Annotated in this window: 27 protein-coding genes; 15 read left to right on the top strand and 12 right to left on the bottom strand. The window is 45.7% G+C overall.

The genetic code is table 11. From position 1 onward, the window contains the following. Positions 1–7: 7 nt before the first annotated feature. The 8 genes from ccoS (at position 8) to ICN18_RS00190 (ending at position 5,550) form a co-directional block, all read left to right on the top strand. Positions 8–163, top strand: coding sequence for a cbb3-type cytochrome oxidase assembly protein CcoS (gene ccoS, locus ICN18_RS00225; RefSeq protein WP_216188557.1), 156 nt, complete (start codon positions 8–10; stop codon positions 161–163). A 190-nt stretch (positions 164–353) separates the two neighbouring features. Further along, entirely contained in the window at positions 354–1,793 is a 1,440-nt protein-coding gene (gene ccoN, locus ICN18_RS00220; RefSeq protein WP_216188556.1) for a cytochrome-c oxidase, cbb3-type subunit I, read from the top strand. A gap of 12 nt (positions 1,794–1,805) precedes the next feature. After that, a complete protein-coding gene (ccoO, locus tag ICN18_RS00215) occupies positions 1,806–2,456 on the top strand; it encodes a cytochrome-c oxidase, cbb3-type subunit II (RefSeq protein ID WP_216188555.1) in 651 nt (216 codons plus the stop codon). 35 nt (positions 2,457–2,491) lie between these two features. After that, complete coding sequence (locus ICN18_RS00210) at positions 2,492–2,659, top strand: cbb3-type cytochrome oxidase subunit 3 (protein WP_215358288.1); 168 nt, start codon at positions 2,492–2,494, stop codon at positions 2,657–2,659. Then, the gene (gene ccoP, locus ICN18_RS00205) at positions 2,656–3,582 is read left to right on the top strand and encodes a cytochrome-c oxidase, cbb3-type subunit III (protein WP_216188554.1); all 927 of its coding nucleotides are present in this window, start codon (positions 2,656–2,658) and stop codon (positions 3,580–3,582) included. The genes ICN18_RS00210 and ccoP overlap by 4 nt, the downstream gene beginning before the upstream one ends. A gap of 12 nt (positions 3,583–3,594) precedes the next feature. After that, entirely contained in the window at positions 3,595–5,052 is a 1,458-nt protein-coding gene (gene ccoG, locus ICN18_RS00200) for a cytochrome c oxidase accessory protein CcoG (RefSeq protein WP_216188553.1), read from the top strand. 19 nt (positions 5,053–5,071) lie between these two features. Further along, positions 5,072–5,293 carry a FixH family protein gene (locus ICN18_RS00195; protein ID WP_439650800.1) on the top strand — a complete coding sequence of 74 codons (222 nt, stop codon included), beginning with the start codon at positions 5,072–5,074 and terminating at the stop codon, positions 5,291–5,293. Further along, positions 5,290–5,550 (top strand): hypothetical protein, encoded by a 261-nt coding sequence (locus tag ICN18_RS00190; protein ID WP_216188552.1) that lies wholly within the window; start codon positions 5,290–5,292, stop codon positions 5,548–5,550. Before ICN18_RS00195 ends, ICN18_RS00190 begins: the two co-directional genes overlap by 4 nt. Here the strand turns inward: ICN18_RS00190 and fnr are convergent. Continuing rightward, on the bottom strand, positions 5,547–6,317 hold the full coding sequence (gene fnr / locus ICN18_RS00185) for a fumarate/nitrate reduction transcriptional regulator Fnr (protein ID WP_216188551.1): 771 nt from the start codon (positions 6,315–6,317) through the stop codon (positions 5,547–5,549). The genes ICN18_RS00190 and fnr overlap by 4 nt on opposite strands. Before the next feature lie 76 nt (positions 6,318–6,393). Between fnr and ICN18_RS00180 the strand changes: the two genes are divergently transcribed. Next, positions 6,394–7,113: a sulfite exporter TauE/SafE family protein gene (locus ICN18_RS00180; RefSeq protein ID WP_216188550.1), complete on the top strand. Its 720-nt coding sequence runs from the start codon at positions 6,394–6,396 to the stop codon at positions 7,111–7,113. 7 nt (positions 7,114–7,120) lie between these two features. Here ICN18_RS00180 and ICN18_RS00175 read toward each other — a convergent pair whose 3' ends face one another. Continuing rightward, positions 7,121–8,746: a SulP family inorganic anion transporter gene (locus ICN18_RS00175; protein WP_216188549.1), complete on the bottom strand. Its 1,626-nt coding sequence runs from the start codon at positions 8,744–8,746 to the stop codon at positions 7,121–7,123. A gap of 35 nt (positions 8,747–8,781) precedes the next feature. Next, the gene (locus ICN18_RS00170) at positions 8,782–9,183 is read right to left on the bottom strand and encodes a DUF2177 family protein (RefSeq protein WP_216188548.1); all 402 of its coding nucleotides are present in this window, start codon (positions 9,181–9,183) and stop codon (positions 8,782–8,784) included. Between the two features lie 86 nt (positions 9,184–9,269). Here ICN18_RS00170 and ICN18_RS00165 point away from each other — a divergent pair, with 86 nt between their 5' ends. Continuing rightward, positions 9,270–9,710, top strand: a complete 441-nt coding sequence (locus ICN18_RS00165; RefSeq protein WP_216188547.1) for a universal stress protein — start codon at positions 9,270–9,272, stop codon at positions 9,708–9,710. A gap of 100 nt (positions 9,711–9,810) precedes the next feature. Here the strand turns inward: ICN18_RS00165 and ICN18_RS00160 are convergent, their stop codons facing one another. Both ICN18_RS00160 and ICN18_RS00155 read right to left on the bottom strand, forming a co-directional pair. Continuing rightward, positions 9,811–11,259 (bottom strand): M23 family metallopeptidase, encoded by a 1,449-nt coding sequence (locus ICN18_RS00160; RefSeq protein WP_369411842.1) that lies wholly within the window; start codon positions 11,257–11,259, stop codon positions 9,811–9,813. An 81-nt stretch (positions 11,260–11,340) separates the two neighbouring features. Then, entirely contained in the window at positions 11,341–12,348 is a 1,008-nt protein-coding gene (locus tag ICN18_RS00155) for a 3-hydroxyacyl-CoA dehydrogenase NAD-binding domain-containing protein (RefSeq protein WP_255532023.1), read from the bottom strand. Positions 12,349–12,372: 24 nt separating this feature from the next. Between ICN18_RS00155 and ICN18_RS00150 the strand changes: the two genes are divergently transcribed. Further along, entirely contained in the window at positions 12,373–13,506 is a 1,134-nt protein-coding gene (locus ICN18_RS00150) for a mandelate racemase/muconate lactonizing enzyme family protein (protein ID WP_216188545.1), read from the top strand. Between the two features lie 84 nt (positions 13,507–13,590). Here the strand turns inward: ICN18_RS00150 and ICN18_RS00145 are convergent, their stop codons facing one another. The 4 genes from ICN18_RS00145 to ICN18_RS00130 form a co-directional block, all read right to left on the bottom strand. Next, on the bottom strand, positions 13,591–15,603 hold the full coding sequence (locus tag ICN18_RS00145; RefSeq protein ID WP_216188544.1) for a TRAP transporter permease: 2,013 nt from the start codon (positions 15,601–15,603) through the stop codon (positions 13,591–13,593). Positions 15,604–15,700: 97 nt separating this feature from the next. Further along, positions 15,701–16,651, bottom strand: a complete 951-nt coding sequence (locus ICN18_RS00140) for a TAXI family TRAP transporter solute-binding subunit (protein ID WP_216188543.1) — start codon at positions 16,649–16,651, stop codon at positions 15,701–15,703. 34 nt (positions 16,652–16,685) lie between these two features. Further along, the gene (locus ICN18_RS00135) at positions 16,686–17,612 is read right to left on the bottom strand and encodes a dihydrodipicolinate synthase family protein (protein WP_216188542.1); all 927 of its coding nucleotides are present in this window, start codon (positions 17,610–17,612) and stop codon (positions 16,686–16,688) included. A gap of 17 nt (positions 17,613–17,629) precedes the next feature. Then, positions 17,630–18,559 carry a 2-hydroxyacid dehydrogenase gene (locus ICN18_RS00130; RefSeq protein WP_216188541.1) on the bottom strand — a complete coding sequence of 310 codons (930 nt, stop codon included), beginning with the start codon at positions 18,557–18,559 and terminating at the stop codon, positions 17,630–17,632. Between the two features lie 85 nt (positions 18,560–18,644). On the opposite strand from ICN18_RS00130, the gene ICN18_RS00125 reads away from it, so the two are divergent. Beyond that, positions 18,645–19,586, top strand: coding sequence for a 3-hydroxyacyl-CoA dehydrogenase family protein (locus ICN18_RS00125; protein WP_216188540.1), 942 nt, complete (start codon positions 18,645–18,647; stop codon positions 19,584–19,586). Positions 19,587–19,598: 12 nt separating this feature from the next. Here ICN18_RS00125 and ICN18_RS00120 read toward each other — a convergent pair whose 3' ends face one another. Continuing rightward, entirely contained in the window at positions 19,599–20,804 is a 1,206-nt protein-coding gene (locus ICN18_RS00120; RefSeq protein ID WP_216188539.1) for an MFS transporter, read from the bottom strand. 43 nt (positions 20,805–20,847) lie between these two features. On the opposite strand from ICN18_RS00120, the gene ICN18_RS00115 reads away from it, so the two are divergent. Then, positions 20,848–21,528: a cytochrome b/b6 domain-containing protein gene (locus ICN18_RS00115; protein ID WP_216188538.1), complete on the top strand. Its 681-nt coding sequence runs from the start codon at positions 20,848–20,850 to the stop codon at positions 21,526–21,528. A gap of 17 nt (positions 21,529–21,545) precedes the next feature. Here ICN18_RS00115 and ICN18_RS00110 read toward each other — a convergent pair whose 3' ends face one another. Next, entirely contained in the window at positions 21,546–21,998 is a 453-nt protein-coding gene (locus ICN18_RS00110) for a c-type cytochrome (protein ID WP_216188537.1), read from the bottom strand. A gap of 69 nt (positions 21,999–22,067) precedes the next feature. Next, the gene (locus tag ICN18_RS00105; protein WP_216188536.1) at positions 22,068–22,730 is read right to left on the bottom strand and encodes a site-2 protease family protein; all 663 of its coding nucleotides are present in this window, start codon (positions 22,728–22,730) and stop codon (positions 22,068–22,070) included. Positions 22,731–22,758: 28 nt separating this feature from the next. Between ICN18_RS00105 and ICN18_RS00100 the strand changes: the two genes are divergently transcribed. Together ICN18_RS00100 and ICN18_RS00095 are read left to right on the top strand one after the other, a co-directional pair. Beyond that, a complete protein-coding gene (locus ICN18_RS00100; RefSeq protein ID WP_161484716.1) occupies positions 22,759–22,926 on the top strand; it encodes a hypothetical protein in 168 nt (55 codons plus the stop codon). Positions 22,927–22,970: 44 nt separating this feature from the next. After that, positions 22,971–23,108 (top strand): hypothetical protein, encoded by a 138-nt coding sequence (locus ICN18_RS00095; RefSeq protein ID WP_174221028.1) that lies wholly within the window; start codon positions 22,971–22,973, stop codon positions 23,106–23,108. Positions 23,109–23,110: the final 2 nt, after the last annotated feature.

Raw genomic sequence — 23,110 nt, 5'->3', positions numbered from 1 at the left:
TATAGGGATGGAAAGTCTATTTCTTCTCATCCCTTTATCGCTGGTCCTAGTTGGCGTCTTAGTCTGGATTTTGCGTTGGTCCATTAAAAGTGGCCAATTTGATGATTTGGATGGTCCTGGTCACGCGATTTTGATGGATGATGACACCCCAGAACCCAAATAAGTTAGTAAACACTATCAATATTAGCCTGATATCTAAATGGCTATTGAAATCCAGGGTTTACCTTAAAAGTACAGCCTGAATTTGCCCCACCCTTTTTGATGTAGATCAAACTGCCTTGTCAGTCTTACTTTGATAATCAATCCAGTCTATTTGGATTATGTCGCTGTTTGGTCACAAAAAAGGAGAAACCATGGGACTTACCGTGGGGAGTAATCAAGATACCTTCAATTACAAGGTTGTCAGCCAATTTGCCATCGTTACTGTGCTTTGGGGAATTGTTGGCATGCTCGTGGGAGTTATCCTCGCAGCCCAGCTGATCTGGCCTGAAATCACTTTTAATATTCCTTGGCTTAGCTATGGTCGTTTGCGTCCCTTGCATACCAATGCGGTGATTTTTGCTTTTGGCGGGTCTGCGCTATTTGCGACTTCGTACTACATTGTGCAGCGCACATGCCAAGCACGCTTATTTTGTGACAAGCTAGCAGCCTTTACCTTTTGGGGTTGGCAAGCAGTAATTGTTTTGGCGGCTGTGACTTTGCCATTAGGCATCTCTACTTCTAAAGAGTACGCCGAGCTAGAGTGGCCAATCGATTTGTTGATTACTGTAGTTTGGGTAGCTTATGCAGTGGTGTTCTTCGGAACCATCATGAAGCGTAAAACGAAACATATTTATGTTTCTAACTGGTTTTTCGGTGCATATATTCTGACAATTGCTATTCTGCATATTTTTAATAACTTGGAAATGCCTGCATCAATGTGGAAGTCTTACTCTGCATATGCTGGTGTTCAAGATGCGATGGTGCAGTGGTGGTATGGCCATAATGCTGTTGGCTTCTTCTTGACAACCAGCTTCTTAGGCATGATGTACTACTTCATTCCAAAGCAAGCTGAGCGCCCAATTTACTCATATCGTTTGTCTATCGTTCACTTCTGGGCTTTGAACTTTACTTATATGTGGGCGGGTCCTCACCACTTGCAACACACTTCTTTGCCAGACTGGACACAGTCTCTTGGTACGGTATTTTCTTTAATCTTGTTAGCGCCTTCATGGGGCGGCATGATCAACGGCATCATGACTTTGTCTGGTGCATGGCATAAATTGCGCCGTGACCCAATCTTGAAATTCTTGGTAGTGGCTTTGTCCTTCTACGGTATGTCTACCTTTGAAGGTTCCATGATGTCCATTAAGACGGTGAATAGCTTGTCTCACTACACTGACTGGACCATTGGACACGTTCACTCTGGTGCTTTGGGTTGGGTTGCCATGATTACTATTGGCTCCCTCTACTACTTGATCCCGCGTTTGGTTGGTCAAAAAGAAATGTACAGCACTAAGTGGATTGAATTGCATTTCTGGATTGCTACTATCGGCGTGGTTTTATACATTGCCGCAATGTGGATTGCCGGTGTAATGCAAGGCTTGATGTGGAGAGCTTTTGAGCCGGATGGAACATTGACATATAGCTTTGTTGAGTCTGTTAAAGCAACCTATCCTTTTTATGTCATTCGTTTAATGGGCGGCTTGTGCTACCTGAGTGGCATGTTCTTGATGGCGTTCAACGTCTTCAAAACTGTACAAGGTAAAACTTTTGTAAATGCGCCTATTCCAATGGCCGTTGCTGAACACTAAAAGGAGAAGAAAATGTCTAGCGAAAATAAATTCTTTTCCCACGGAACGCTTGAGAAAAACGTTGGTTGGTTAATTATTGCAACGATCGTAGTTGTGTCGATTGCAGGTTTAGTTCAAATCGTTCCGCTCTTTTTCCAACACACTACGACTGAACCTAGTCCTGGCGTTGTTCCATACACAGCTTTGCGTTTAGCTGGTCGCGATATCTATCAGCGCGAAGGATGCGTTGGCTGTCATTCTCAACAGATTCGTACACTACGTTCTGAAGTGGAGCGTTATGGCCCTTACTCTTTGGCTGGTGAATCTGTTTTTGATCATCCATTTCTCTGGGGTAGTAAGCGAACTGGACCAGACTTAGCTCGTGTAGGTGGGCGCTATTCAGATGCTTGGCATCAAATTCACTTGAATAATCCTCGTGATGTTGTGCCTGAGTCCAATATGCCTGCATATCCTTGGTTAGCAAAAAATGCTGCTGACGCAGGATCTATTCAATCGCATATGGTTGCCATGCGCCGCTTAGGTGTCCCTTATACCGATGAGGATATCGCTAACGCACCTAAGGAATTAGAGGGCAAGACTGAGTTAGATGCATTAGTTTCTTACCTGCAAGGCTTAGGTATTACGCGTCGCTATATTACTGTCGAAGAAGTTGTAGCGAAGTAATTAACAAGGTTATTAATTAAAACTACCTAAATCAAATGGAACAGATTACTCCCTACCTCTCGGCATTTTCTACAGTAATAGGCCTTGTCTTTTTTGTAGGAATTGTTTTGTGGGCTTGGTCTCCTGGTCGCAAGAAAGCAAATCAGGAATCAGCAGAACTTCCATTTGATCTTCCGGATGAATTTAGTAAGGACAAATCATGAGTGACTTTTTTAGCAGCGGTTGGAGTGCTTACATCGCCTTAGTTGCATTAGTTGGAATTTTCTGGTGTATCTGGCTTTTGTTCTCCCAAAGGAAAGCTAAGGTTGTGCATACGGCAGATGGTGCAGTTGCTGATACTGGCCATGTTTGGGATGGTGATTTACGTGAGCTGAACAATCCATTGCCACGTTGGTGGATGTGGATGTTCTTGCTCTCTTGCATCTTTGCATTGGTCTACTTAGTGTTATTTCCAGGTTTGGGATCATTTCCGGGGATTATGGGCTACACCACTGATGGTGCTTTGATGAGCTCTATGACTGAAGCAAATGATGAGCTAAAGCCTGTTTATGCGAAATACGTCAAGATGGACATTGAGCAAGTGGCGGCCGATCCTAAGGCCCGCGAAATGGGGCAACGCCTCTTCCTGAATTCTTGTGCGCAGTGTCATGGCTCTGATGCTGGAGGTGCTAAAGGCTTCCCTAATTTGACTGATGGTGACTGGCTCTATGGAGGTTCACCAGAAAATATCAAGGCATCCATTACCTATGGTCGTGGCGGTGTGATGCCTCCATTCCCACAACTGGATAGCAATCAAATTGCGGATGTCGCTAACTATGTACGTAGCCTCTCAGGTTTATCAGCAGATGATGCTAAAGCAGCCCGTGGCGCACAAGTATTCGCTGCAAACTGCGTAGCCTGTCATGGTCCTGATGCCAAAGGAAATATTGCTATTGGCGCACCAAATTTAACCGATAAAACTTGGTTATATGGTGGCTCAGAAGCGACGATTATTGAAACGGTAACTAAGGGTCGTATGGCTATGATGCCTGCTCAAGATAAGGTATTGAGTCCTGAGAAGATTCATTTGTTAGCAGCTTATGTCTGGGGTTTATCTAACAATAAACAACCAGCAACAGCTAAGTAAGAATAGCAATTAGTGCCATATATTTCGCCGGGTGGGAAACCTGTTCCGATAGAAGTTATTGAGGAGTCTCTTTACGAGGTTCGGCGAAAGATTTATCCGCGTTCAGTATCAGGGCTCTTTGCCCGCTGGCGCTTCATCTTGGTATTTGCAACCCAGTTACTATTTTATGGTTTGCCATGGGTGAGCTGGAATGGTCGTCAAGCAGTTCTTTTTGATTTAATTCAGCGTAAGTTTTACATCTTTGGCCTCGTGTTATGGCCACAAGACGTGATTTATCTTACCCTGTTATTGATTCTTTCCGCGCTCGCTTTATTTCTATTTACTGCAGTTGCCGGGCGTTTATTTTGTGGGTATGCCTGTCCGCAGACCGTCTATACCGAAATCTTCATGTGGATTGAGCGCAAGGTAGAGGGTGACCGTTTTGCTCGTATTCGTTTAGATGGTGAAGAGTGGCCTTGGGGCTTTAGAAAATGGCGCCTCAAGATCACGAAGCATTTCCTATGGTTATTGATCGCCTTCTGGACGGGATTTACTTTTATTGGTTACTTCACGCCAATTGAGACCTTAGGCGCATCCTTATTACATCTCTCGCTGGGCCCATGGCAAACCTTCTGGTTGTGCTTCTATAGTTTTGCAACTTGGGGTAACGCAGGCTTTATGCGTGAGCAGGTTTGTAAATATATGTGTCCCTATGCACGCTTCCAAAGTGCGATGGTAGATAAAGATACATTCTTGGTTACATACGACAAAGTGCGTGGTGAGCCAAGAGGTAGTCGTAGTAAGTCTACGGATCATGCTTCATTAGGTTTAGGTGATTGCGTTGATTGCAGTATTTGTGTGCAGGTTTGCCCAACTGGAATTGATATTCGTGATGGCTTGCAATACATGTGTATTGGATGTGGCGCTTGTATTGACGCCTGTGATCAGGTGATGGAGAAAGTCGATTATCCAAAGGGATTGATTCGCTATACGACAGAGCGTGCTATTGAGGATAAGGAGTCTAATCAAAGTGCGATTCGCCATATCTTGCGTCCGCGAGTGCTGATTTACACCGCTTTTATTACTGTTCTTACTTCAGCTTTCCTCTTTTCCTTAGCAACGCGTAACCCATTGCGGGTGGATGTAATGCGCGATCGCGGCGCCTTGGCTCGTGAAGTTGAGGGCGTCCGTATCGAGAATATTTATCGAATCCAGATCATGAATGCATCTGAAAATAATATGAATGTGCAAGTGAAGGCGCTTGGTTTGGATGGATTAAAAGTGCTTAATTCACAAGGGCAGATTGTTACCGAGATTGAGGTTGGGCCAGCTAGCAATCTTCTGATGCCGATCAAGGTGAGCGCCGATGTTGGAGCGAATGAGGCTGGTAACTACCCAATTCATTTTGATGTAGTTGCCCATGAGATGGCAGGTGACGAGTTAATTACGAGATCCCGCGATGAGAAATCGACTTTTATTATTCCTCGTTAAACAAGGAGCAATGGAGAGAATGCATATGACAGAACAGCAAACTACCAAACCTTGGTTCAAGCAATTGTGGCCATGGTTATTAATCAGCGGCCCTGCGGTTGCGATGATTGGCTGCGCTATTACGATTTACTTGGCTATTAATCTATATGCCGATAAACCATTGCGTGATGGTGTTGTGAAGCAGGGTTTAAAAGTTGAGCAGATTAAAGATGCACAATCAGATACACAGGCGCAAAAATGAAGTACCGCCTGCTGATCTGGATATTGTGGCCTTCCTTTTTGGTGGCTGGCATGGCAGAAGGCTTGCTGTTTACTGTAATTCATCCTCAAGATCTCTTATTTTTTGGCCATCATCCTGACATTGCTGATGAGGGTATCTACACTATTGGATTCTTTGCAATTTGGACTTTTTGTGCGATCTCTAGTGCACTTACAGCCTATATCCTGCCTGGTATTGAGTCGCCAGACAGCAAAGAAATCGACCGCGGCTTACTTTAGGCGTGTTTTACAGGGATGTCTGCACTGACGCAGGCCGATCTATCTGGATTGGGGATGCCGGCTAGTTCGTATAAGCCATTCATATCAATGAGTTTGATATGACGTTGTTTGATTTGAATGAGACCTGATTCTGCGAAACGTGACAGCATGCGACTCACAGTTTCAATTTGGATGCCGAGATAACTGCCGATGTCGTTGCGGCTCATCCGCAGATCAAATTCATTATTGAGGTAGCCACGTGCTGCTAAGCGTTGTGAAAGACTTAATAAAAATGCAGCCAATCTTTCTTCCGCACGCATTGTGCCAAGAGAGAGTAGGTGGCGTTGATCTTGAGTCAGTTCACGACTCATGATTTTATGGAACTGATTTTGTAGAACTGGAATCTGGCGTGCCAAATCTTCAAATGCATCGTAACGAATAATGCAGACTTCACTTTCTTCAAGCGCAATTGCATCGGATTGATAGTGGCCTTCGCCAATGCCATCGAGACCCAAGATTTCACCGGGAAGATGAAAGCCGATCACTTGTTGGCGGCCATCTTGAAGGCAGAACTCTGTTTTGAGGGTGCCAAAGCGAACACTATAGACAGAGCTAAGTTGGTCACCATGGCGGTAGAGGCTCTCACCTTTTTGTAAGTGAACACGCTCTTTGACTAAGGTGTCTATTTTGGAAACTTCACTACTATTAAGGCCTACCGGAAGGCAAAACTGGCCCAGTACGCAGACTGAGCATTTGCTGGTTGAGGTGTCGGTTGGCTTGTAATTCATATTTGAGTGGATCTATAAGAGGAGTTTATTCTATTAATATGAAAATTATCGCTTTCACCTATTTTTTGTCGATTTCATGCTAACAACAAGTCTACTCCTGGCAGTCTTTCTGGGGGCCCTGGTGAGCGGCTGGCACTGCGCTTTGATGTGCGGCGGGATAGCTGCTGCCATTGAGCGACCCGTCGCCTTGGAGACCCCTTTAAGAGCCAGATCTGAGCTTTTTTACCTGCAATTGATCATGCATTTGGGTCGCATAACTACCTATGTTTTATTGGGCGCCTTAGCTGCAGCCGTGGGGGTAGTAGTTTGGCAGCAAAATCTCGTTCCTATTCAGCGCCCCCTGTTTGCTTTGACATCCTTGATCTTGATTCTGATGGGTATGCGACTACTCAGGCTTGGTAAGTCGGAAGGTTTGCTTGGCGGTAAATGGCTGAGCTCCAAAATTGCAGCTTACTGGGCTAAATATTTGGGTCGTATGGCTAGCGGTCCATCACGTTGGTTTAGCGGCATGCTGTGGGGTTTGGTGCCTTGTGGATTGGTTTACAGCGTTTTGCCGCTCGCATTTTTATCTGGTGATGTACTCACTGGCGCTGCTCTGATGTTGGCGTTTGGTTTAGGAACATTGCCAAATCTCTTACTGATCTCCAAATTTTCTGCAGTGCTTACTCAATTTGGACAATATATTTGGGTGCGGTATTTGGCGGCCTCCCTGCTGTTGATTGCAGGTGGCTTTGGTTTGTATCGCGCTTGGGTTTTGCCAGAAGCCTTATTAAAAGGCGGCTTCTGTATTTCTTAGGTAGCCTTTAAGCTACTGCAGCTTCTATTCCAGAAATGAGATCTGGATATAGAGAGTTTTGCGGTAGTGAAACAATAAACTCACTGCGCTCTGCCATCTCTAATGGTTGATGCGCTAAGCCGCAAATAATCAGGCGAATATTACGAATCTTGCATAAGTGGGCCAGCTCCATGATGGTATCCATGCCTGAAGTATCGATATAAATTACATTCTTCAAATCGAGTAAGAGAGTTTGTGACGGTAGGTTCGCCTCAATCTTTTCTAGGAGTTTTACTGCGCCAAAGAAGATAGCGCCATGAATGCGATAGGCATCAATACGACCTTGTTGATTGCTTAACCCAGGAAAATCACTAGCTGAAGCTGGTTCACAACGTGACAGACTGGAGATACGATAAATGAAGGTGATAAAGGCAAGCAATAAACCTACCTCAACGGCAATAGTGAGATCCAATACAACAGTCAGAATAAAGACGCTTAAGATAGTGATGCGATAGGGTAGGCGGAACTGCTTGAGGTCAATAAACTTTTGCCACTCACCCATATTCCAGGCAACATACATCAAGATAGCAGCCAGACTAGCCAGAGGAATATTTTTAGCAAGGGGCGCTGCAAACAATACGATGATCAATAAAGTCGCCGCATGCACAAGTCCGGCAATGGGTGTAGTTCCACCACTCTCTATGTTCGTAACGGTGCGGGCAATTGTCCCAGTAGCGGGCATGCCACCAAAAAATGGAATCGTGAAATTGGCAATACCTTGAGCCATAAGCTCTTGATTGGATTCATGGCGATCATGAATAAGACCATCGGCAATACGTGCGCAGAGCAAGGATTCGATTGCACCTAAGAGGGCAAGCGTTAATGCAGGTGCCACCATGTATTGAGCGCTATCCCAGCTGATATGAATCCATTCAAAAGAGGGGAGCCCAAATGGGATACCGCCAAAGCGGCTTCCAATGGTATCTACCGGCAAGTTGAGAGCGCTAGTAATAATCGTTGCCACCACCATAGCTACCACTGTGCCAGGTAAGTGCGAGAGCCAGCCTAGGCGATTCTGAAATAGCTTCCAGAGAATCAATAAGGCCAGACGGCCGCAAGCTAAGCCTAGTGCAATTGGATTAAAGGTATCTGCCGCTAAATAGAGCATATGCACTTGTTGAAAAAATTGAGCCGGCATTTTTTCAATTTGGAGGCCAAAGAAATCTTTGATTTGAGATAGGCCAATCAGAAAGGCAATGCCATTGGTAAAGCCAATAATGACGGCGATTGGAATAAAGCGCACTAATGTTCCAAGGCGAAACACGCCCATCAGAAATAAAAATACACCCGACATGGCAGTGGCAAGCAATAGGTTGGGAACGCCATAACGCTCGACGATGCCGTAGACAATGACGATGAACGCACCTGCTGGGCCACCAATCTGTACCTTGCTACCACCAAGCAGCGAGATCAATCCGCCAGCAATAATGGCGGTGAAGATTCCGGCTTCGGGCTTTAATCCACTGGCTATTGCAAAAGCCATCGCTAGAGGTAGTGCAACTACGCCAACCGTGAGACCCGCCAAAACATCCCTAGTGAAAAGGGTGCGGTTATAGCCTGTAAATGAGTCTAGTAGTCGAGGACGAAAAAACATCAGTGATCTGTTTTAATGATGTGAGAGTGACAATCTTAAGAGATGCGATCTCCAACCCAGTAAGCAAATCCTGCGCACAAAGCAGTAACAAAACTACCCCACGCAATATCGACAAAAGCCAGTTGCGTTGGAAAGTTTCTGATAACTGCTAAATTGGTCAGGTCGTACGTCATGTAGCAAAAAAAGCCAAACAAAGCTCCATATTGCAGTGCATATAGCCAAGACTGTTTTGATAGCGCTGGTGCAATTACGAAAATACAGACACCCAAGGCATAAAGGAGATAAAACGCGAGCCCAGCAAGTAGTTTGGGTTCGCTGGCCATTAAGTCGCCCATCTCGTTGCGGTAGAGGTTTTTCGCAATACCCAATAGCCATACCAGATCGATTGCGATGAGGGCGATTAAAAATGTGAGGTAGATAGCAAAATTCTTGAGCAATTTAGTTACCTTTATGGTTTTATAGGCCAATAATAAGCATTATGATGGAAAGAGTAGATTAGTAGTTCAATTTAAAGGGAGTCAACATGTTTAAGCATTTATTGGTACCGGTAGATGGTTCGGATGTCAGCAAAAAATCCTTGAAGAAAGTTGCCGCACTAGCCAAATCGGATGGCGCTGCAGTTACCCTTGTATATGTATCTGATCCTACGCCTCCGATGGTTTACTCAGATAGCACTATGGGCTATGGGATTTCGAAGAAACAGCACACAGAGGCTTGCGCTGCTTATGCGCGGGATGTCCTTAAGAAGTCAACGACTGCGTTGGGAGCTGGCGCTAAAGTAAAAAGTCTTCATATTGAAAATAGTAATCTATCTGAAGGTATTTTGGCTGGCGCAAAAAAGGCTAAAGCGGATGTGATTGTGATGGCGTCACATAAGCGCACAGGTATCAAGGGGATTTTGTTGGGTAGCGAAACTCATGAGGTTATTGTGCATTCCACATTACCAGTATTAGTGCTGGGGTAATTATCCGATACCAAGAAAAAGGGTCCAACGGGACCCTTTTTTATTTCTGTAAGAAGAAGTTAGATTCTTGATGGACGTCTTGCAATATTTAAATCATTGCCTAATTGTGTTTGATGGGACTGCCTAGCAGAAGCATCTCTCTAGTCAGTTGACCGCTTTCGTTATCGCGCATGGACCATAAATCTAGTTGAGTCCTGGAGCCATAAGGATCTACGTAAATGCCATTCTTTCTCAACTCAAAGTGCAGATGTGGGCCGGTTGATCTGCCGGTTGAGCCTACATAGCCAATTTCCAAACCACGCCGCACTTCATTGCCTAATTCAAGCTCTACGTTGTAATTACTTAAGTGAGCGTAGTAGGTGTGATATCCGCCAGGGTGCTCTAGAACAATCAAATTGCCAAATGCCCCGCTATAGCCAATATGAGCCACTCGACCATTGGCAACGCTAAACACGGGTGTGCCAATTGGGGCGGCGTAATCAATACCCATATGGGCGCGATAGCGCTGCCCCTTTGCTGGCGCTGTATTCGGAGTAGAGGCTTTGGGTGAGGAGGCTGAATTTTTGCTGCGCTTGCCTGAAGTTGCTCTTACCATGCCAACTCCTCGAGAAATGCGGCGATAGCTTAATGGATTGGTCCAGAAGGAGCGCTCAAGGGATTCTCCTGTGCTTGTAAAGAATCCGCCAGGGATGTCGTTGCGCTCCATCCAAAAGGCATTGGCGTACACCTCTTTGCTTGCGGGATCAATAATTTCCACTGCCCAGATTTGCGCCCATCTTTCTCGATCGCCAAAGTCCACAATCATGCGCACAATGCTATTAGTATTTTCGAGGGAGTTATTTTCTTCTGGATAAATCTGCTTGATCAGAGAGTTCAATTCCCAAACGAGCTCAACCGGTAATTGATCGCTTACTTTACGTTGGTCATATAAGACCTCTCTTAGCGGGATGCGAATCTCAGTTAAGCGTTTGGATTCATCCTTGAGATAGTCTTGCTGAATCAAAAATCCGCCAACAGCTGAAGGCGTGAATGTCCATACTTCCGTTTTGCTATCTTGAATGGGGCCATTCATGATGCTTAAGGAATCGAAGCGATTACGACTACCAAAGGCCACCGCATAGGGGATGCAGTCGCCACGCATATGCTCAAAAAATGTTTTGGTTTGATTCTTGAAGAACTCAGAAAACTGACGATTATCGATGCCAATGCTAGCGGGTAGCTTATCTTCGTTGAAGTTGCGTTGTAAACAACCTTGAGCAACTCGATAGTCTAGATTGGCGTCACTATCAAGCATGAGCTCGTCTGGGGCTTTGCGCTGAAATAGAGAGGGATTTAGGCTCATGCTGTTGGTTTTTGAACCGGCGCCAGCAGATTTATCTTTGAAGCCAATTTGTTTAGGGGCTTGGACAATCACTTTCTGACGGCTTTGGTTATTATTTTGAGGTTGTGCTGCATAAGCTAAGCCAGATGTTGAGCTCAGAAAGGCGCAGCCAGACAAAATGATTACCCCCTTAGTAAAAAGGGAGCCAATAGATGCTTTTTTATTCACCCCTCAATTATCTAATAATGTGAGGGCGAATCCGAATAAATATGCTGTGCCGCAACAAAATGAAATTAAGGATTTAGAAATTTAGTTTAGATCTGGGGCTATCTTAAGAACTTCAAAGGCTGCTTTCAGTCTTTCTTCGTAGTTTTGCTTCATGGTCGCCCCCTCATCAGCAGACCAAGTCTTAAATCCAGCGCCCTTAGCTATGCCAGTTTTGCCACTTTTTACTAAATTTGTCACGCAACTTGGCGGTGCGGTGATATTGGATAGGGAAGGGTAAATTAACTCTGCTGCCAGTGTCATTCCTTCCCAGCCTGAAATTTCTTTCTGGGTCATCGGGCCTACAGCCGCATATCTAAATCCAAAGCTAAAGCGCACAGCAGTATCGATATCGTCAGGCGTAGCAATTCCTTCCTCAACTAGTGAAAGCGCTTCACGCATTAGCGCATGCTGAATGCGATTGGCTAAAAATCCTGGAATATCTTTTCTTACAAGCACGGGCTTCTTACCGTGGGCGCGATAAAACTTACAGAGTTTTTCTGCCAATGTGAGATCGGATTGTTTCCCAGCAACAATCTCTACAAGTGGCACGATATGCGCAGGCATAAAGTAGTGTGTGTTAAACATGCGGTGTGCTGTAGATAGATCTTTTGCTATTTCGCTAATTGGAAAGCCAGAGCTATTGCTGCCAATGGGAATATGAGTGGGTACTCGCAGGTCTAGCAATGCAAAGATTGCCCTTTTAAGTTCGAGCTGTTCCGAAACCGTTTCAATGACTAAATTTACGGCATCCCAGTCTTGCCATTCTTCAATACTCCCGCTTTGTAGTGCTGGATTCTGTTTGGCCCACACTGGGTTGATCGAATCCGCACACAACCGAATGGCATCAAGGCAACTGATAGCCTTTTCAGCGCTGCGCCCCAGGATGATGGTATTAGCGCCGCTAGCTAAAAAACTGGCAGCAATTCCGACGCCCATCATGCCAGTTCCGATAACGACAACTTTACTCATATTTAACCTGTGTATACGTGATTGAATAGATGAATTATTCCTTATTCGAGCTCCTGCTGGTAATTTAAATTCTAGATACAATCATTTTTTGATTAAGGAGTTTTGATGCCGATTATTGAATCCATCCAAGTTGCTTCTGTGGCAGTGCCTTTAGATAAGGTGACGTCATTTTCTACTCGTACTGTTTCTGAACGCCACTATTGTTTGGTGAAAGTTCGCGGTAAGGATGGCAATGAGGGTATCGGTTTTTGCTATGTTGGTAGCGCTGGCGGAGACATCGCCAAGATTGCTGTGGAGCAATTACTAGCGCCGAAGTTGATTGGCCAAAATAGTCATCGCAGTGAAGGTCTCTGGATGGAGATGTACAACGAATCCATTCTCCAGGGGCGTTCTGGTGCGGTAATGCGCGGCATTTCCATTCTCGATACGGCCCTTTGGGATTTAAATGCCCGCTCAGTTGGCTTACCCCTGCATCAATACCTAGGCTCAGTCGTAGATGATCGTGTGCCTGCTTATGCCAGTGGCGGCTACTATTTGGAGGGTAAAACTCCAGCCAAGCTTGGTAAAGAAATGGAGTCCTATGTAAAGCAAGGCTTTAAAGCAGTCAAGATGAAGGTGGGGCGTTTATCTCCATCTGAGGAAGAAGCGCGCGTGAAGGCTGCTCGCAAAGCGGTTGGCGATGATGTGCTACTAACTCTGGATGCCAATAACGCCTGGCGTGATTTGCCAACAGCACTAGAGTATGTGCGACGCTTCGAGGCTTATAACCCTTACTGGATTGAAGAGCCTTTCTCACCAGATGCAATTGATTTACATGCAGCATTAGCGCGGCAAACCAAGATCAATGTGGCTACCGGTGAAATGGAAGCGGGGCGCTGGCGCTTTAGAGAGTTAATCGATGCCGGTGGCGCTGCCATTCTGCAATCGGATGCTGCAGTTTGTGGTGGCATTACCGAGTGGCGCAGAATTTCTGCTTATGCTGATGTGAAAGGCGTTACAGTCTGCCCACATTGGATGCATGACTTACATGCTCCACTGGTAGCTGCCACACCTAACGCACGTTTTGTTGAGTTCTTCCTGGATGATCAAGTGCTGAACTTCCGCAGACTAATCAATAAACAACTCACCTTTAAAAATGGGGATTTGATTTTGCATAAAACCCCTGGCTTAGGTTTCGAATTCGATGAAGCTGCAGTGAAGAATTATGCAGGTAAAGCCGCTTGGACTAAAATCTCTTGAGATAAGCAATCACTGGAAACAATAAGGCCCGCTTGAGCGGGCCTTATTGTTTTGAGGATGAGACACTCTCTTATTAGACGTGCCTTAAGATGACCTAGGGTTAAGTTTGAAGTGCGCAATAGTTTGGGTCACCAGAACAAGTCCAAAACCAATAAAGCCAACTAAGTCTGCCTCTGTGGAGGGATAGGCAAGAGCAACCCCAGAGATCACCATGATGACGCGTTCAAATACCTTGGTTTTCTCAATGAACCAGCCTTGTAGTCCGCCAGCCAAGCAGATGATGCCAACAACAGCTGTGAAGGACACCCATGCAATTTGCATCCAGTCTGCTTGCTCAAGGGCGCTAGTTGAGCCCATTAATAACAAGCTAACGCCTGACTTGTCTAAAACAAACATGAATGGAACCAGAATTGCTGGAGCCACATACTTCCAGGTTTGTAGCGTCGTCTTATAGGGGTTACCTTTACAGATCGCCGCCGCTGCAAATGGAGACAGCGCGGTTGGTGGCGATACTTCAGAAAGTACTGCGTAATAGAAAATGAACATGTGCGCAGCAAAAGCAGGTACACCCAAATTAATCAGTGCAGGAGCAGCAATCACGGCACAAATAATATAAGAGGCTGTTACTGGAACAGCGAGACCAACAACCCAAACTACTAGCGCTGTAAAAATGGTTGTTAACAAGAGTGATCCGCCAGCATACTGAATCACAATCGAACTAAATTTCAGACCAAGGCCAGTAAGCGTGACTGTGCCCACAATCAGACCTGCCCCAGCACAGGTGGCGGCGATTGCCAAGACCCCGGTTGAGCCAGAGGCAAGGGCTTTAGTGAGGTTGGAGTTGTAGAGACCAGAAATAATCGGTTCTTTGCCCTTGAACCATGCCCAAGGAATGATGGCAGTGTCTTCACGCAACATGCTAGATAAGGCGGAAACTACCGTCGCCCAAAAGACTGACATCACCGGAGAGAAGCCCATCAACATGAACACCACAATGGAGATGAGTGAAAAGAAGTGAAACCAATATTTCTTAGTGAGCTGCCAAGCTGTTTCGGAGGACTCAAAGTGAATATTTTTCATGCCATATTTGCGTACATCAATTTCGACCATCACAAATAAGCCAAGATAAAAAAGGATGGTTGGGATAGTGGCCATGAGCAGCACATCTAAATAGGAGATCTTGAGAAAATCCGCAATTAAGAATGCAGCTGCGCCCAGCACAGGAGGTGAGATGATGGCGCCAAGACCACCCGCTGCCAACAGTCCGCCAGCCGCATTTTTCTCGTAACCTACTTTATTCAACATGGGGGCTGCAACTGAGCCAACCGTAACGGTGGTAGCTACACCGGAGCCTGAAGGGCCGCCCAATAAGAATGAAGACATCACAATCGTTCTGCCTACTCCAGAGGATTTGCCGCCCATGGCAGCAAATGAGAAGTCGATGAAGAATTTTCCAGCGCCTGTAAATTGTAAGAAGGCGCCAAAAATAGTGAAGAGAATAATGAGGGTTGCAGATACATCTACCGCTGTGCCATAGATGCCCTCAAGTGTCATATACATATAGCCTACCAGACGATCAAGATCGTAACCCTTGTGAGTCCAAGGTGCTGGTAAGTAGTTGCCAAATAATGCATAGAGCAGAAACAGGGCTGTTACTGTAACCAAGATCATGCCATTGGTTCTTCGAACACTTTCTAAGATGAGGGCAATTAATGCGATACCCACCATGACATCGGTAGAGTTAGGCGCAGTATTACGGTCCATAAAGTCATCGCCACCACTCAGAATGTAATACGCAATAGCTACCGAGATAAGTGCGCAGACAATATCCCAAGGCATGAGCCTGTTTTTAAAGCGAGCCGCAATGGGGAAGCTTAGAAATACTAGAAATAAAACCAGAGCAACGTGAATGACCCGCAACTCTTGTGTGGGAACGATTGAATACGCGGCATATAAATGAAAGAGTGACATGCCTACCGCCACTAGGGTGATGAACTTCGCTAGCAGTCCCTTGTAGTCATTGGAGTCGCCTTCCTCTTGCTTGATAAAGGCGTCTAATTTTTCTTGGGTTTCGTTATCGATAACGTTTTGATTCATGTCTCAACCTCTGTAATTATTTTTATGCACTACTTTATGTATTCACTACCGTAAAACGAAAGGGGTGAGACTGGCTCACCCCCGATAGAGTATCAAATTAATTGAGTTTGACGTTCTTTTCTTTGAAGTACTTGAGTGCGCCTGGATGAAAATCAACAGGGGTTGATTTTGTTTTTTGGTTTTCTAGGCTGACGCTCATAAATTCTTGATGAGTACGCACCAATTCCAATTTGTTATCAAAGATTGCCTTAACAATCTTATAAGCCTGATCATCAGGCATATTGGCATTAACTACCAAAATATTGGCAACTGCTGCGACTTTATTGTCTCTAGCCATGCCGCTATAAGTGGCCTTTGGAATAGTAGTTACAAAGTAAAGGTTGCCATATTTTTTATTCATGGCAGCCACCTCTTCGCCGGTGTCGACCATCACAATCTTGGTTCCTGGCGTATTGGCTAAGTCAGTTACGGCTGCTGTTGGTAATCCACCCACCCAGAAGAATGCATCAATTTTGCGGTCTTTAATGGCATTAACGGATTCGGCAACGCTCAATCGCTCACGCTTCACATCCTTGTCTTTATCAATCCCAGCAGCTTCCAGTAGGCGAAATGCCATGACTTCCGTTGCGCTACCAGGGGCGCCAGTACTAATGCGCTTGCCCTTGAGGTCTTTCATGGACTTAATGCCTGTGGAATCGACTGTTACCACGTGCATGAGGTTTGGATACAGAACAACTAAAGTACGTAGATCTACTTTTTTGCCAGCAAACTTACCTTCGCCAATCTGAGCATCTTTAGCAGCGTCAGCCATGGAGAAGCCAACATATGGCTTACCTGTGCCAATGAGATTCAAGTTGTCTACTGAACCACCTGTTACTTCTGCTGTTGCAGACATGCCAGGAACCTTGCTGGAGAGAACTGAGGCTAGGCCACCGCCCATAGGGTAGTAAACACCGCCTGTACCACCAGTTGCGATAGAAATATTCTGTGCACTTACGCTGGCGCAAAGAAAGCTGAGTGATAAGGCAATGACTTTAAGTAGTTTCATTGTTCTCTCCTAATGATTTTTTATGTTTTATAGATTACAGGCCGGGCATACTGAAGTTGATGGCTTTCAACTCGGCAAGTAGTTGAGCTTGTTGATCGGCACTTAACTGCACCAGTGGTGGACGTACGCGGAGCCACTCAGAATCTTTGGTGTAATGGGCTACTGCCGTTTTCATGCCAGCAATCATTTGGTACTTGGCAAAAATGCCGCGCACTTGGTCCAGGCTAGCTTGACGTTCATCGGCATTGGATTCCCTCCAATGAGCCGCTAAATCGGCAATCGCTTTTGGGTTCACATTGGCGGTAGCAGAGATGCAGCCAACGCCGCCAGCACGTAAAGCACGCATGAGGAATACTTCACTACCTGCATATACGCGGAAGCCTGAAGGGGCTAACAACTTGATCACAGATTCTGTATAAGCCCAATCACCGGAGCTATCTTTCATGCCCACAACAGTTTTTGGATACTCTTTTGCTAAACGCTCAAGCAAAGATAGACTTAAATTGATTTTGGTAACTGGTGGAATGTTGTAGATATAGATCTGTAGTGCGGCACTGCCGACTTTTTGAATCACTTCAGAAAAATAAGCAAATAAGCCATCATCGGTAACGTCTTTGTAATAGAAAGGCGGCAACATGAGCACCCCTGCGCACTGATGATTTACCGCATGACGTGTCATGTTGACGGTTGCGTCGATAGAAGTTGCACCAGTGCCTGGCATCAAGTGATCTGGATTCAAGCCACCTTCAATTAATGCGGTTAAGGTGCTCATCTTCTGTGGAGCAGACATCGAGTTTGCTTCGGAATTCGTGCCAAAGATGGCTTGTCCAACACCATTGGCTTCTAACCATTGACATTGTTTTAGTAATTTAGGAGCGTCTGGGCTGCCGTCTGCCTTGAATGGTGTGATTACTGGTGATAACACCGCAGGTAAGGTGGATGGGTGCAAGGAAATCGTCATACTGGCTCCGTTATTTTTTAGTTATTTACTTCCGATGGAAGTATTTGTTGCTTAAAGAATGCTTCTAAATTATCCACAGCTAAATTGGTCATGGCTATCCGTGTTTCCGCGGTAGCACTCCCAATATGTGGTGTTAACAATACATTATCGAGTGTTAAAAATTCATGACTTGGGTTAGGTTCGCTCTCAAAAACATCTAAAGCGGCACCAGCAATCTTTTTATGCTGCAGTGCATATAAAAGGGCAGGCTCATCTACAACGCTTCCGCGAGCAATATTAATTAAGTAACCCGATGGTCCCAGGGCTTCTAATACATTGGCATTGATCATTTTGTCTGTATCTGGAGTTGCAGGGCAGGCCAAAAACAAAATATCGCAGGCCTTCGCCAGCGCTTCAACATCAGGGTAATAGGTATAAGGGAGAGATTTTTTATTGGGCCCTGAATAAGCAATTTCTACTTTAAAGGGCTCTAAACGTTTAGCCAGATCTTGCCCAATGCGACCCATACCAGCGATACCCACTCGTTTACCAGCCAAAGTAGTGGTGAGTCTGAAGGGTGCTTTTGACCAGGCAGTGCTTTTGACGTATTCCTGAGCCTCTGGAAGCTGGCGCAGTAGGGCGAGCATCATGCCGATTGCCAGTTCGCATACGGCATCGTTAAGGACTCCAGGTGTATTGCTTGCCTTGATGCCTTGCTCTTTTAGAAAGCTTAATGGCAGGTTGTCATAGCCAACTCCACAGGTAGCAACCATCCGAATGCTGGGGATCTGTTTAACCAGGGCCTCGGGCAGCTTGGTATTAGAGCGGATCAAAATTGCCTGAAAGTTTCCGGCAGGAGCGGGTGCTTGTGGATCGAGATGGTGAATAGGGGTAAGGCGTCGATCTATTTCTGCCTGCATAATTTCAGGGAAATGGCCGACCTGTAGCACCGAATTGACGGGGATCATGTCTCACTAACTTTTTTATTGAAATAATGAGCCCATTGTAAGAGGATTTTTCAGAAAAAGTCCCACACCATTTAGGAGAGAATTCATGTTATTTACCCCAGCCGAAACCAAGGTAGTCATTGTCGGTGGCGGCACTATGGGTGCTGACGTTGCAGCCGTTTGTGCGCGCGGTGGCTGTGCAGTGCAGGTAGTTGAGCCTACTACTGAACGACGTGCCCTCCTACCTGATTACTTCGCTAATACTATGACTGAGCTTGGTTACGAGCATCGTATTCATTTACTCACAGTTGCCGGTACGCTGGAAGAAGTGGATTGGTCTGATATTGACTTGGCGATTGAGTGTGTCCCAGAGCGGCTGGATATTAAGCGCGAACTATTTACAAAGCTAGAGCAATACGCAAAGCCTGAAGCCGTTTTGGCGAGCAATAGTACGAGCTTTCCGATTAGCGAGATTGCAAACGGACTTAAAACAGCAGCGCGCATGATTGGTCTACATTTTTTTATGCCCGCACACTTGGTCCCTTGTGTAGAAGTAGTTTATGGAGCGAAGACTTCACCTATGGTTGGTGAAAGCCTCTCGCGCTTAATGACTGCATGTGGCATGGTGCCAGTAACCGTTAAGAAAGATCTCCCGGGATTTTTGGCGAATCGCCTACAACATGCTTTATCGCGTGAGGCTTTTGCCATGGTGGATGAAGGTATCTGTACGCCAGAGGATATCGACAAGGCAGTTCGCTTTGGCTTTGGCTTTCGCTATATTGCCGCTGGCCCAGCTATGCAGAGAGATCATGCTGGTCTGGAGGTTCATGGTGCTGGTGGCGCTACCATTTATCCGACTTTAAATAATTCTCCAACGATTGCGAAGTGTTTGAGTGATCGTATTGCCAGTGGCAAGTTTGGCATGAAGACTGGTGAAGGTTTCTTTAAGTGGACTGCTGAAACTATCAAGGCCGAACGTGAGCGCTATCAAAAAGCTTTGCGTGCTGGTCTAAAAATTATTCAGAAAGATTTGCCTGAGATTAAATAGCAGTAGGTAGCCTTAAGAAATATCCTTGAGATGAAGTTTTCTAAGGTGCGGGGCAAGGCGATAGGTAATTAAAACAATCAAAATCGTTGCAGCCCCGCCAAAAGCAATTGATGGCACTAAGCCCATCATGCTAGCTGCAATACCGGATTCCAATGCACCCAATTCATTAGATGAGCCAATGAAGATGCCGTTAATGGCGCTAATTCTGCCGCGCATATGATCTGGTGTGGTGAGTTGCATGATGCTGCCCCGAATTACCACTGATATTGAGTCAAAGCAACCAGAGACAAATAAAAAGAAAGCGCATATCCATAAATTATTGGAGATGCCAAAGGCAATGATCGCTGCTCCAAAACCTGCAACGGAAATAAGTAGGTGCTTTCCTGAGTCATTCAGTATTGGGCGCCGTGCCAAGTAGATGCCAGTAATGACAGCTCCAGCTGCAGGCGCAGCGCGCAGAATCCCTAGGGTTTCTGGTCCCGCATTCAGGACTTCTTTAACAAAAGCTGGAAGAATAGAAACTGCGCCACCAAAAAGGACGGCAAACATATCAAGTGCCATGATGCTCAAAATAAGCTCATGCTTTCTGACGTAATGAAAGCCTTCCAAAAAGCTTTTTAGAAAGTGTTTAGATAGGATGCTCGATTTCTCTTGGATGGCAGTAATGAAAGTGATCCCATATAAACCAAGCGCTCCGCAGAAGGCGGCGAGCAAATAAGTCCATTCAAGACCAGCGAAACCAATCATCAGTCCGCCTAATCCTGGGCCGGCCACTACGCAAATCTGAAAAGCCGAAGATGCATACGCTGTGTAACGCGGCAGTTGATCTCTCGGAATAATCTGCCCGAAAAGCGCTTGATAAGAGGGCCTTAGTAAAGCTCTCGCAATGCCAATAAATGCCACTGCGGTGTAAATCAGCGGTATCGGTGGTGTAAGCCAGCCCAATGCGACGACCGTTAAAAATAACCCGACCGCAATATGAATGAGGCAGGCGATTGCAGCAATCCATTTACGGGAGTAGTGATCAACCGCGTGACCTGAATATAGGGCTAGTGCAAAGTAGGGAACAAGCTCCGCGAGACCAATCAGCCCAAGTGAAACTACGCTGTTAGTGATTTCGTAAAGATGCCAACCTACCGCCACCATCGTAATTTGGTAGCTTAGGGTTGCGCCAACGCGATACAGCAGTAGGGTTCTAAAGGCTTTTCCAGGATTCATGAGTTGCCTCCATTTTAGAGGAGAAGAGGATTATCCTTAAGGTATGAAGAAAATTATTCGCGTATGGGATTTGCCAATCCGTGTATTTCACTGGTTGTTGGTGCTGTGTATCACTGGTAGCTTTGTAACTATCAATTTAGGTGATGAATTTATTCAATGGCACGCCTATTTCGGTTACAGCATTTTGATTTTATTGATCTTCAGAATCATCTGGGGTTTTGTTGGGTCTACCCATGCGCGCTTCACCTCTTTTTTGCCAACCAAGAAAGCGATTTTTGATTACTTAAGTGGCAGTTCACCTCGCGTTCTTGGACACAACCCCATTGGTGCAATTTCTGTATTTGCCCTCATTTTTGTTTTAAGCGTTCAAGTACTCACTGGCTTATTCGTTGATGATGAGGTCTCCTTTCAGGGGCCCTTAGCAAAATATGTATCTGGTTCGATATCTTCATTTTTATCGGAGATTCACGAAGGCAATCAAGTGGTGATTTATACCCTGATTGCAATTCATATCGCAGCGATTTGGTATTACAAGAAATTCAAAGGTGAAAATCTGATTAAGCCAATGATCAATGGGGATAAAGAAATCAACCCAAGTGAAGAGGCTAAGTACTTGCCTGCTGACTTGGGTCGTGCCTCCAAGGATGGAGTGCTACAGCGCGGTTTCGCTTTGCTGCTTTTAAGTGTGATCGCGTTAGTAGTGGGTTACTTGATTACGAAATAACGATCAATAAAGATCGCTTATTTCTTTTTGAAATCGTCATGGCAGCCTTTGCAGGTTGCGCCTGCTGCACCAAAAGATTTTTTAATGCTTTCTAAGTCGCCTGATTGAGTAGCCTTATTGAGATCAACAACAGCTAATTGCATTTTGTCTGCAGCAGCTTTGAACTTAGCGTTGTCTGACCACACCTCAGGTTTTGCTTTACCACCTTCAGTTCCAGGACCAAAAGCTTGCCAAGGGAGTGTGGACATCATAGTTACGATGGCAGCATTTTTTGCAACCTCATCTTTGTTGTAAGGTTGCTCGCCTTTGACAACTGCACCAATGCGGCCAAAGTGGGTGCCCATTACTGTAAAAACACTCTCGCGATAGTCAACTGCTTTTTCTGCGCTTTGAAATTGAGCATATGCCGCACCTGCGCCAATCGCCAAAACAGTTGCGGTAGTCGCAAGAATTAATTTTTGTGGTTTCATGATGGTTCTCCGTTAATCAGGTGAGCTGCGTGACTTCAGCATATCCCAGAAAAGTATTTTTTGCTCGATTTAAAATAGCATCCTGAGCGGGCTGGTCAGCAAGAGGATGAGCCACTCAAAGAAGCTTATTAAGGGCGCCATCCAGAGGTTGCCAATGATTCCGGTAAATACCAAGCCAAGGACGATGAAGAATCCCCAGGGCTCTAGTCGCCCAAGCGCGATGGATTGACGCGCTGGCAGTAGACCAGCAAGAATGCGTCCACCATCTAATGGGGGCAATGGAAAGAGATTAAATACCAATAAACCTAAATTCCAAGTGATACCCGCTTGAGACATGGAGATTAGAAATTTCTCATTGACTCCAAATCCCACCAGGACGATTAAGAGGGTGAGCCAGACCAGCGCCTGGATGAAATTAGACCCGGGCCCTGCCAGGGCAACCCAAATCGAGTCAATTCTGGGGTTTCTGAGGCGACCAAAATTGACGGGGACAGGCTTCGCATAGCCCACTAAGAATGGTGATCCTGTCAGTATTAAAACCAGAGGAATCAAGATGGTGCCAACAGGGTCTATATGTTTGGCTGGGTTCAGGCTGACCCGACCCAGCATGTAGGCGGTGTTATCGCCAAACTTGCGGGCAGCAAAGCCATGGGCTGCTTCGTGGATGGTGATCGCAAAAATCAAGGGAATCGCATTAATTGCGACAGCTTGGATAGAATAGTCAGTAATCATGGCAATATGATATCCATAGGAGCTCAAAGTGACTGACGAAAAGAAACCCGATTCAAAAACCCCAGCAAAAGCGGTGGTAGCTAAGCCGCCAGCACGTCCACCCGTCCCAAAAGGACCCTCTGGCCCAGCCGGAAGGCCTCAGGCAGGCTTTGGCGGGGGAAAAGGCATGATGCGCAAGGCCGGACGCGGGCGATAGTGGATAATTACCCCATTGATTAATGTGTTTACAGAGGATTTAGCATGAACGAATGGCATAACGAATCTAAAGAAGAAATCAACAAAAAGATCATTACATTGATCGTGATGTTGGCAGCAGCTACTAGCTTGGCTATTTTGTTTGCATTGGTTGCGGCTCACACAGGTTACGTATTCGGTTAATC

This window comes from Polynucleobacter parvulilacunae, from assembly GCF_018881715.1.
Taxonomy (GTDB): domain Bacteria; phylum Pseudomonadota; class Gammaproteobacteria; order Burkholderiales; family Burkholderiaceae; genus Polynucleobacter; species Polynucleobacter parvulilacunae.
The sequence above is the reverse complement of the archived record's forward strand: the minus strand, read 5'-3'. Positions and strand labels throughout refer to the sequence as shown.

Coding starts and splice junctions, on each gene's coding strand:
- ccoP (WP_216188554.1), top strand. CDS start 2,656: ATGAGTGACTTTTTTAGCAGCGGTTGGAGTGCTTACATCGCCTTAGTT.
- ICN18_RS00210 (WP_215358288.1), top strand. CDS start 2,492: ATGGAACAGATTACTCCCTACCTCTCGGCATTTTCTACAGTAATAGGC.
- ICN18_RS00145 (WP_216188544.1), bottom strand. CDS start 15,603: ATGAATCAAAACGTTATCGATAACGAAACCCAAGAAAAATTAGACGCC.
- ICN18_RS00195 (WP_439650800.1), top strand. CDS start 5,072: ATGCATATGACAGAACAGCAAACTACCAAACCTTGGTTCAAGCAATTG.
- ICN18_RS00125 (WP_216188540.1), top strand. CDS start 18,645: ATGTTATTTACCCCAGCCGAAACCAAGGTAGTCATTGTCGGTGGCGGC.
- ccoN (WP_216188556.1), top strand. CDS start 354: ATGGGACTTACCGTGGGGAGTAATCAAGATACCTTCAATTACAAGGTT.
- ICN18_RS00180 (WP_216188550.1), top strand. CDS start 6,394: ATGCTAACAACAAGTCTACTCCTGGCAGTCTTTCTGGGGGCCCTGGTG.
- ICN18_RS00175 (WP_216188549.1), bottom strand. CDS start 8,746: ATGTTTTTTCGTCCTCGACTACTAGACTCATTTACAGGCTATAACCGC.
- ICN18_RS00095 (WP_174221028.1), top strand. CDS start 22,971: ATGAACGAATGGCATAACGAATCTAAAGAAGAAATCAACAAAAAGATC.
- ICN18_RS00140 (WP_216188543.1), bottom strand. CDS start 16,651: ATGAAACTACTTAAAGTCATTGCCTTATCACTCAGCTTTCTTTGCGCC.
- ICN18_RS00150 (WP_216188545.1), top strand. CDS start 12,373: ATGCCGATTATTGAATCCATCCAAGTTGCTTCTGTGGCAGTGCCTTTA.
- ICN18_RS00120 (WP_216188539.1), bottom strand. CDS start 20,804: ATGAATCCTGGAAAAGCCTTTAGAACCCTACTGCTGTATCGCGTTGGC.
- fnr (WP_216188551.1), bottom strand. CDS start 6,317: ATGAATTACAAGCCAACCGACACCTCAACCAGCAAATGCTCAGTCTGC.
- ccoS (WP_216188557.1), top strand. CDS start 8: ATGGAAAGTCTATTTCTTCTCATCCCTTTATCGCTGGTCCTAGTTGGC.
- ICN18_RS00115 (WP_216188538.1), top strand. CDS start 20,848: ATGAAGAAAATTATTCGCGTATGGGATTTGCCAATCCGTGTATTTCAC.
- ICN18_RS00105 (WP_216188536.1), bottom strand. CDS start 22,730: ATGATTACTGACTATTCTATCCAAGCTGTCGCAATTAATGCGATTCCC.
- ICN18_RS00130 (WP_216188541.1), bottom strand. CDS start 18,559: ATGATCCCCGTCAATTCGGTGCTACAGGTCGGCCATTTCCCTGAAATT.
- ccoO (WP_216188555.1), top strand. CDS start 1,806: ATGTCTAGCGAAAATAAATTCTTTTCCCACGGAACGCTTGAGAAAAAC.
- ICN18_RS00110 (WP_216188537.1), bottom strand. CDS start 21,998: ATGAAACCACAAAAATTAATTCTTGCGACTACCGCAACTGTTTTGGCG.
- ICN18_RS00135 (WP_216188542.1), bottom strand. CDS start 17,612: ATGACGATTTCCTTGCACCCATCCACCTTACCTGCGGTGTTATCACCA.
- ICN18_RS00165 (WP_216188547.1), top strand. CDS start 9,270: ATGTTTAAGCATTTATTGGTACCGGTAGATGGTTCGGATGTCAGCAAA.
- ICN18_RS00190 (WP_216188552.1), top strand. CDS start 5,290: ATGAAGTACCGCCTGCTGATCTGGATATTGTGGCCTTCCTTTTTGGTG.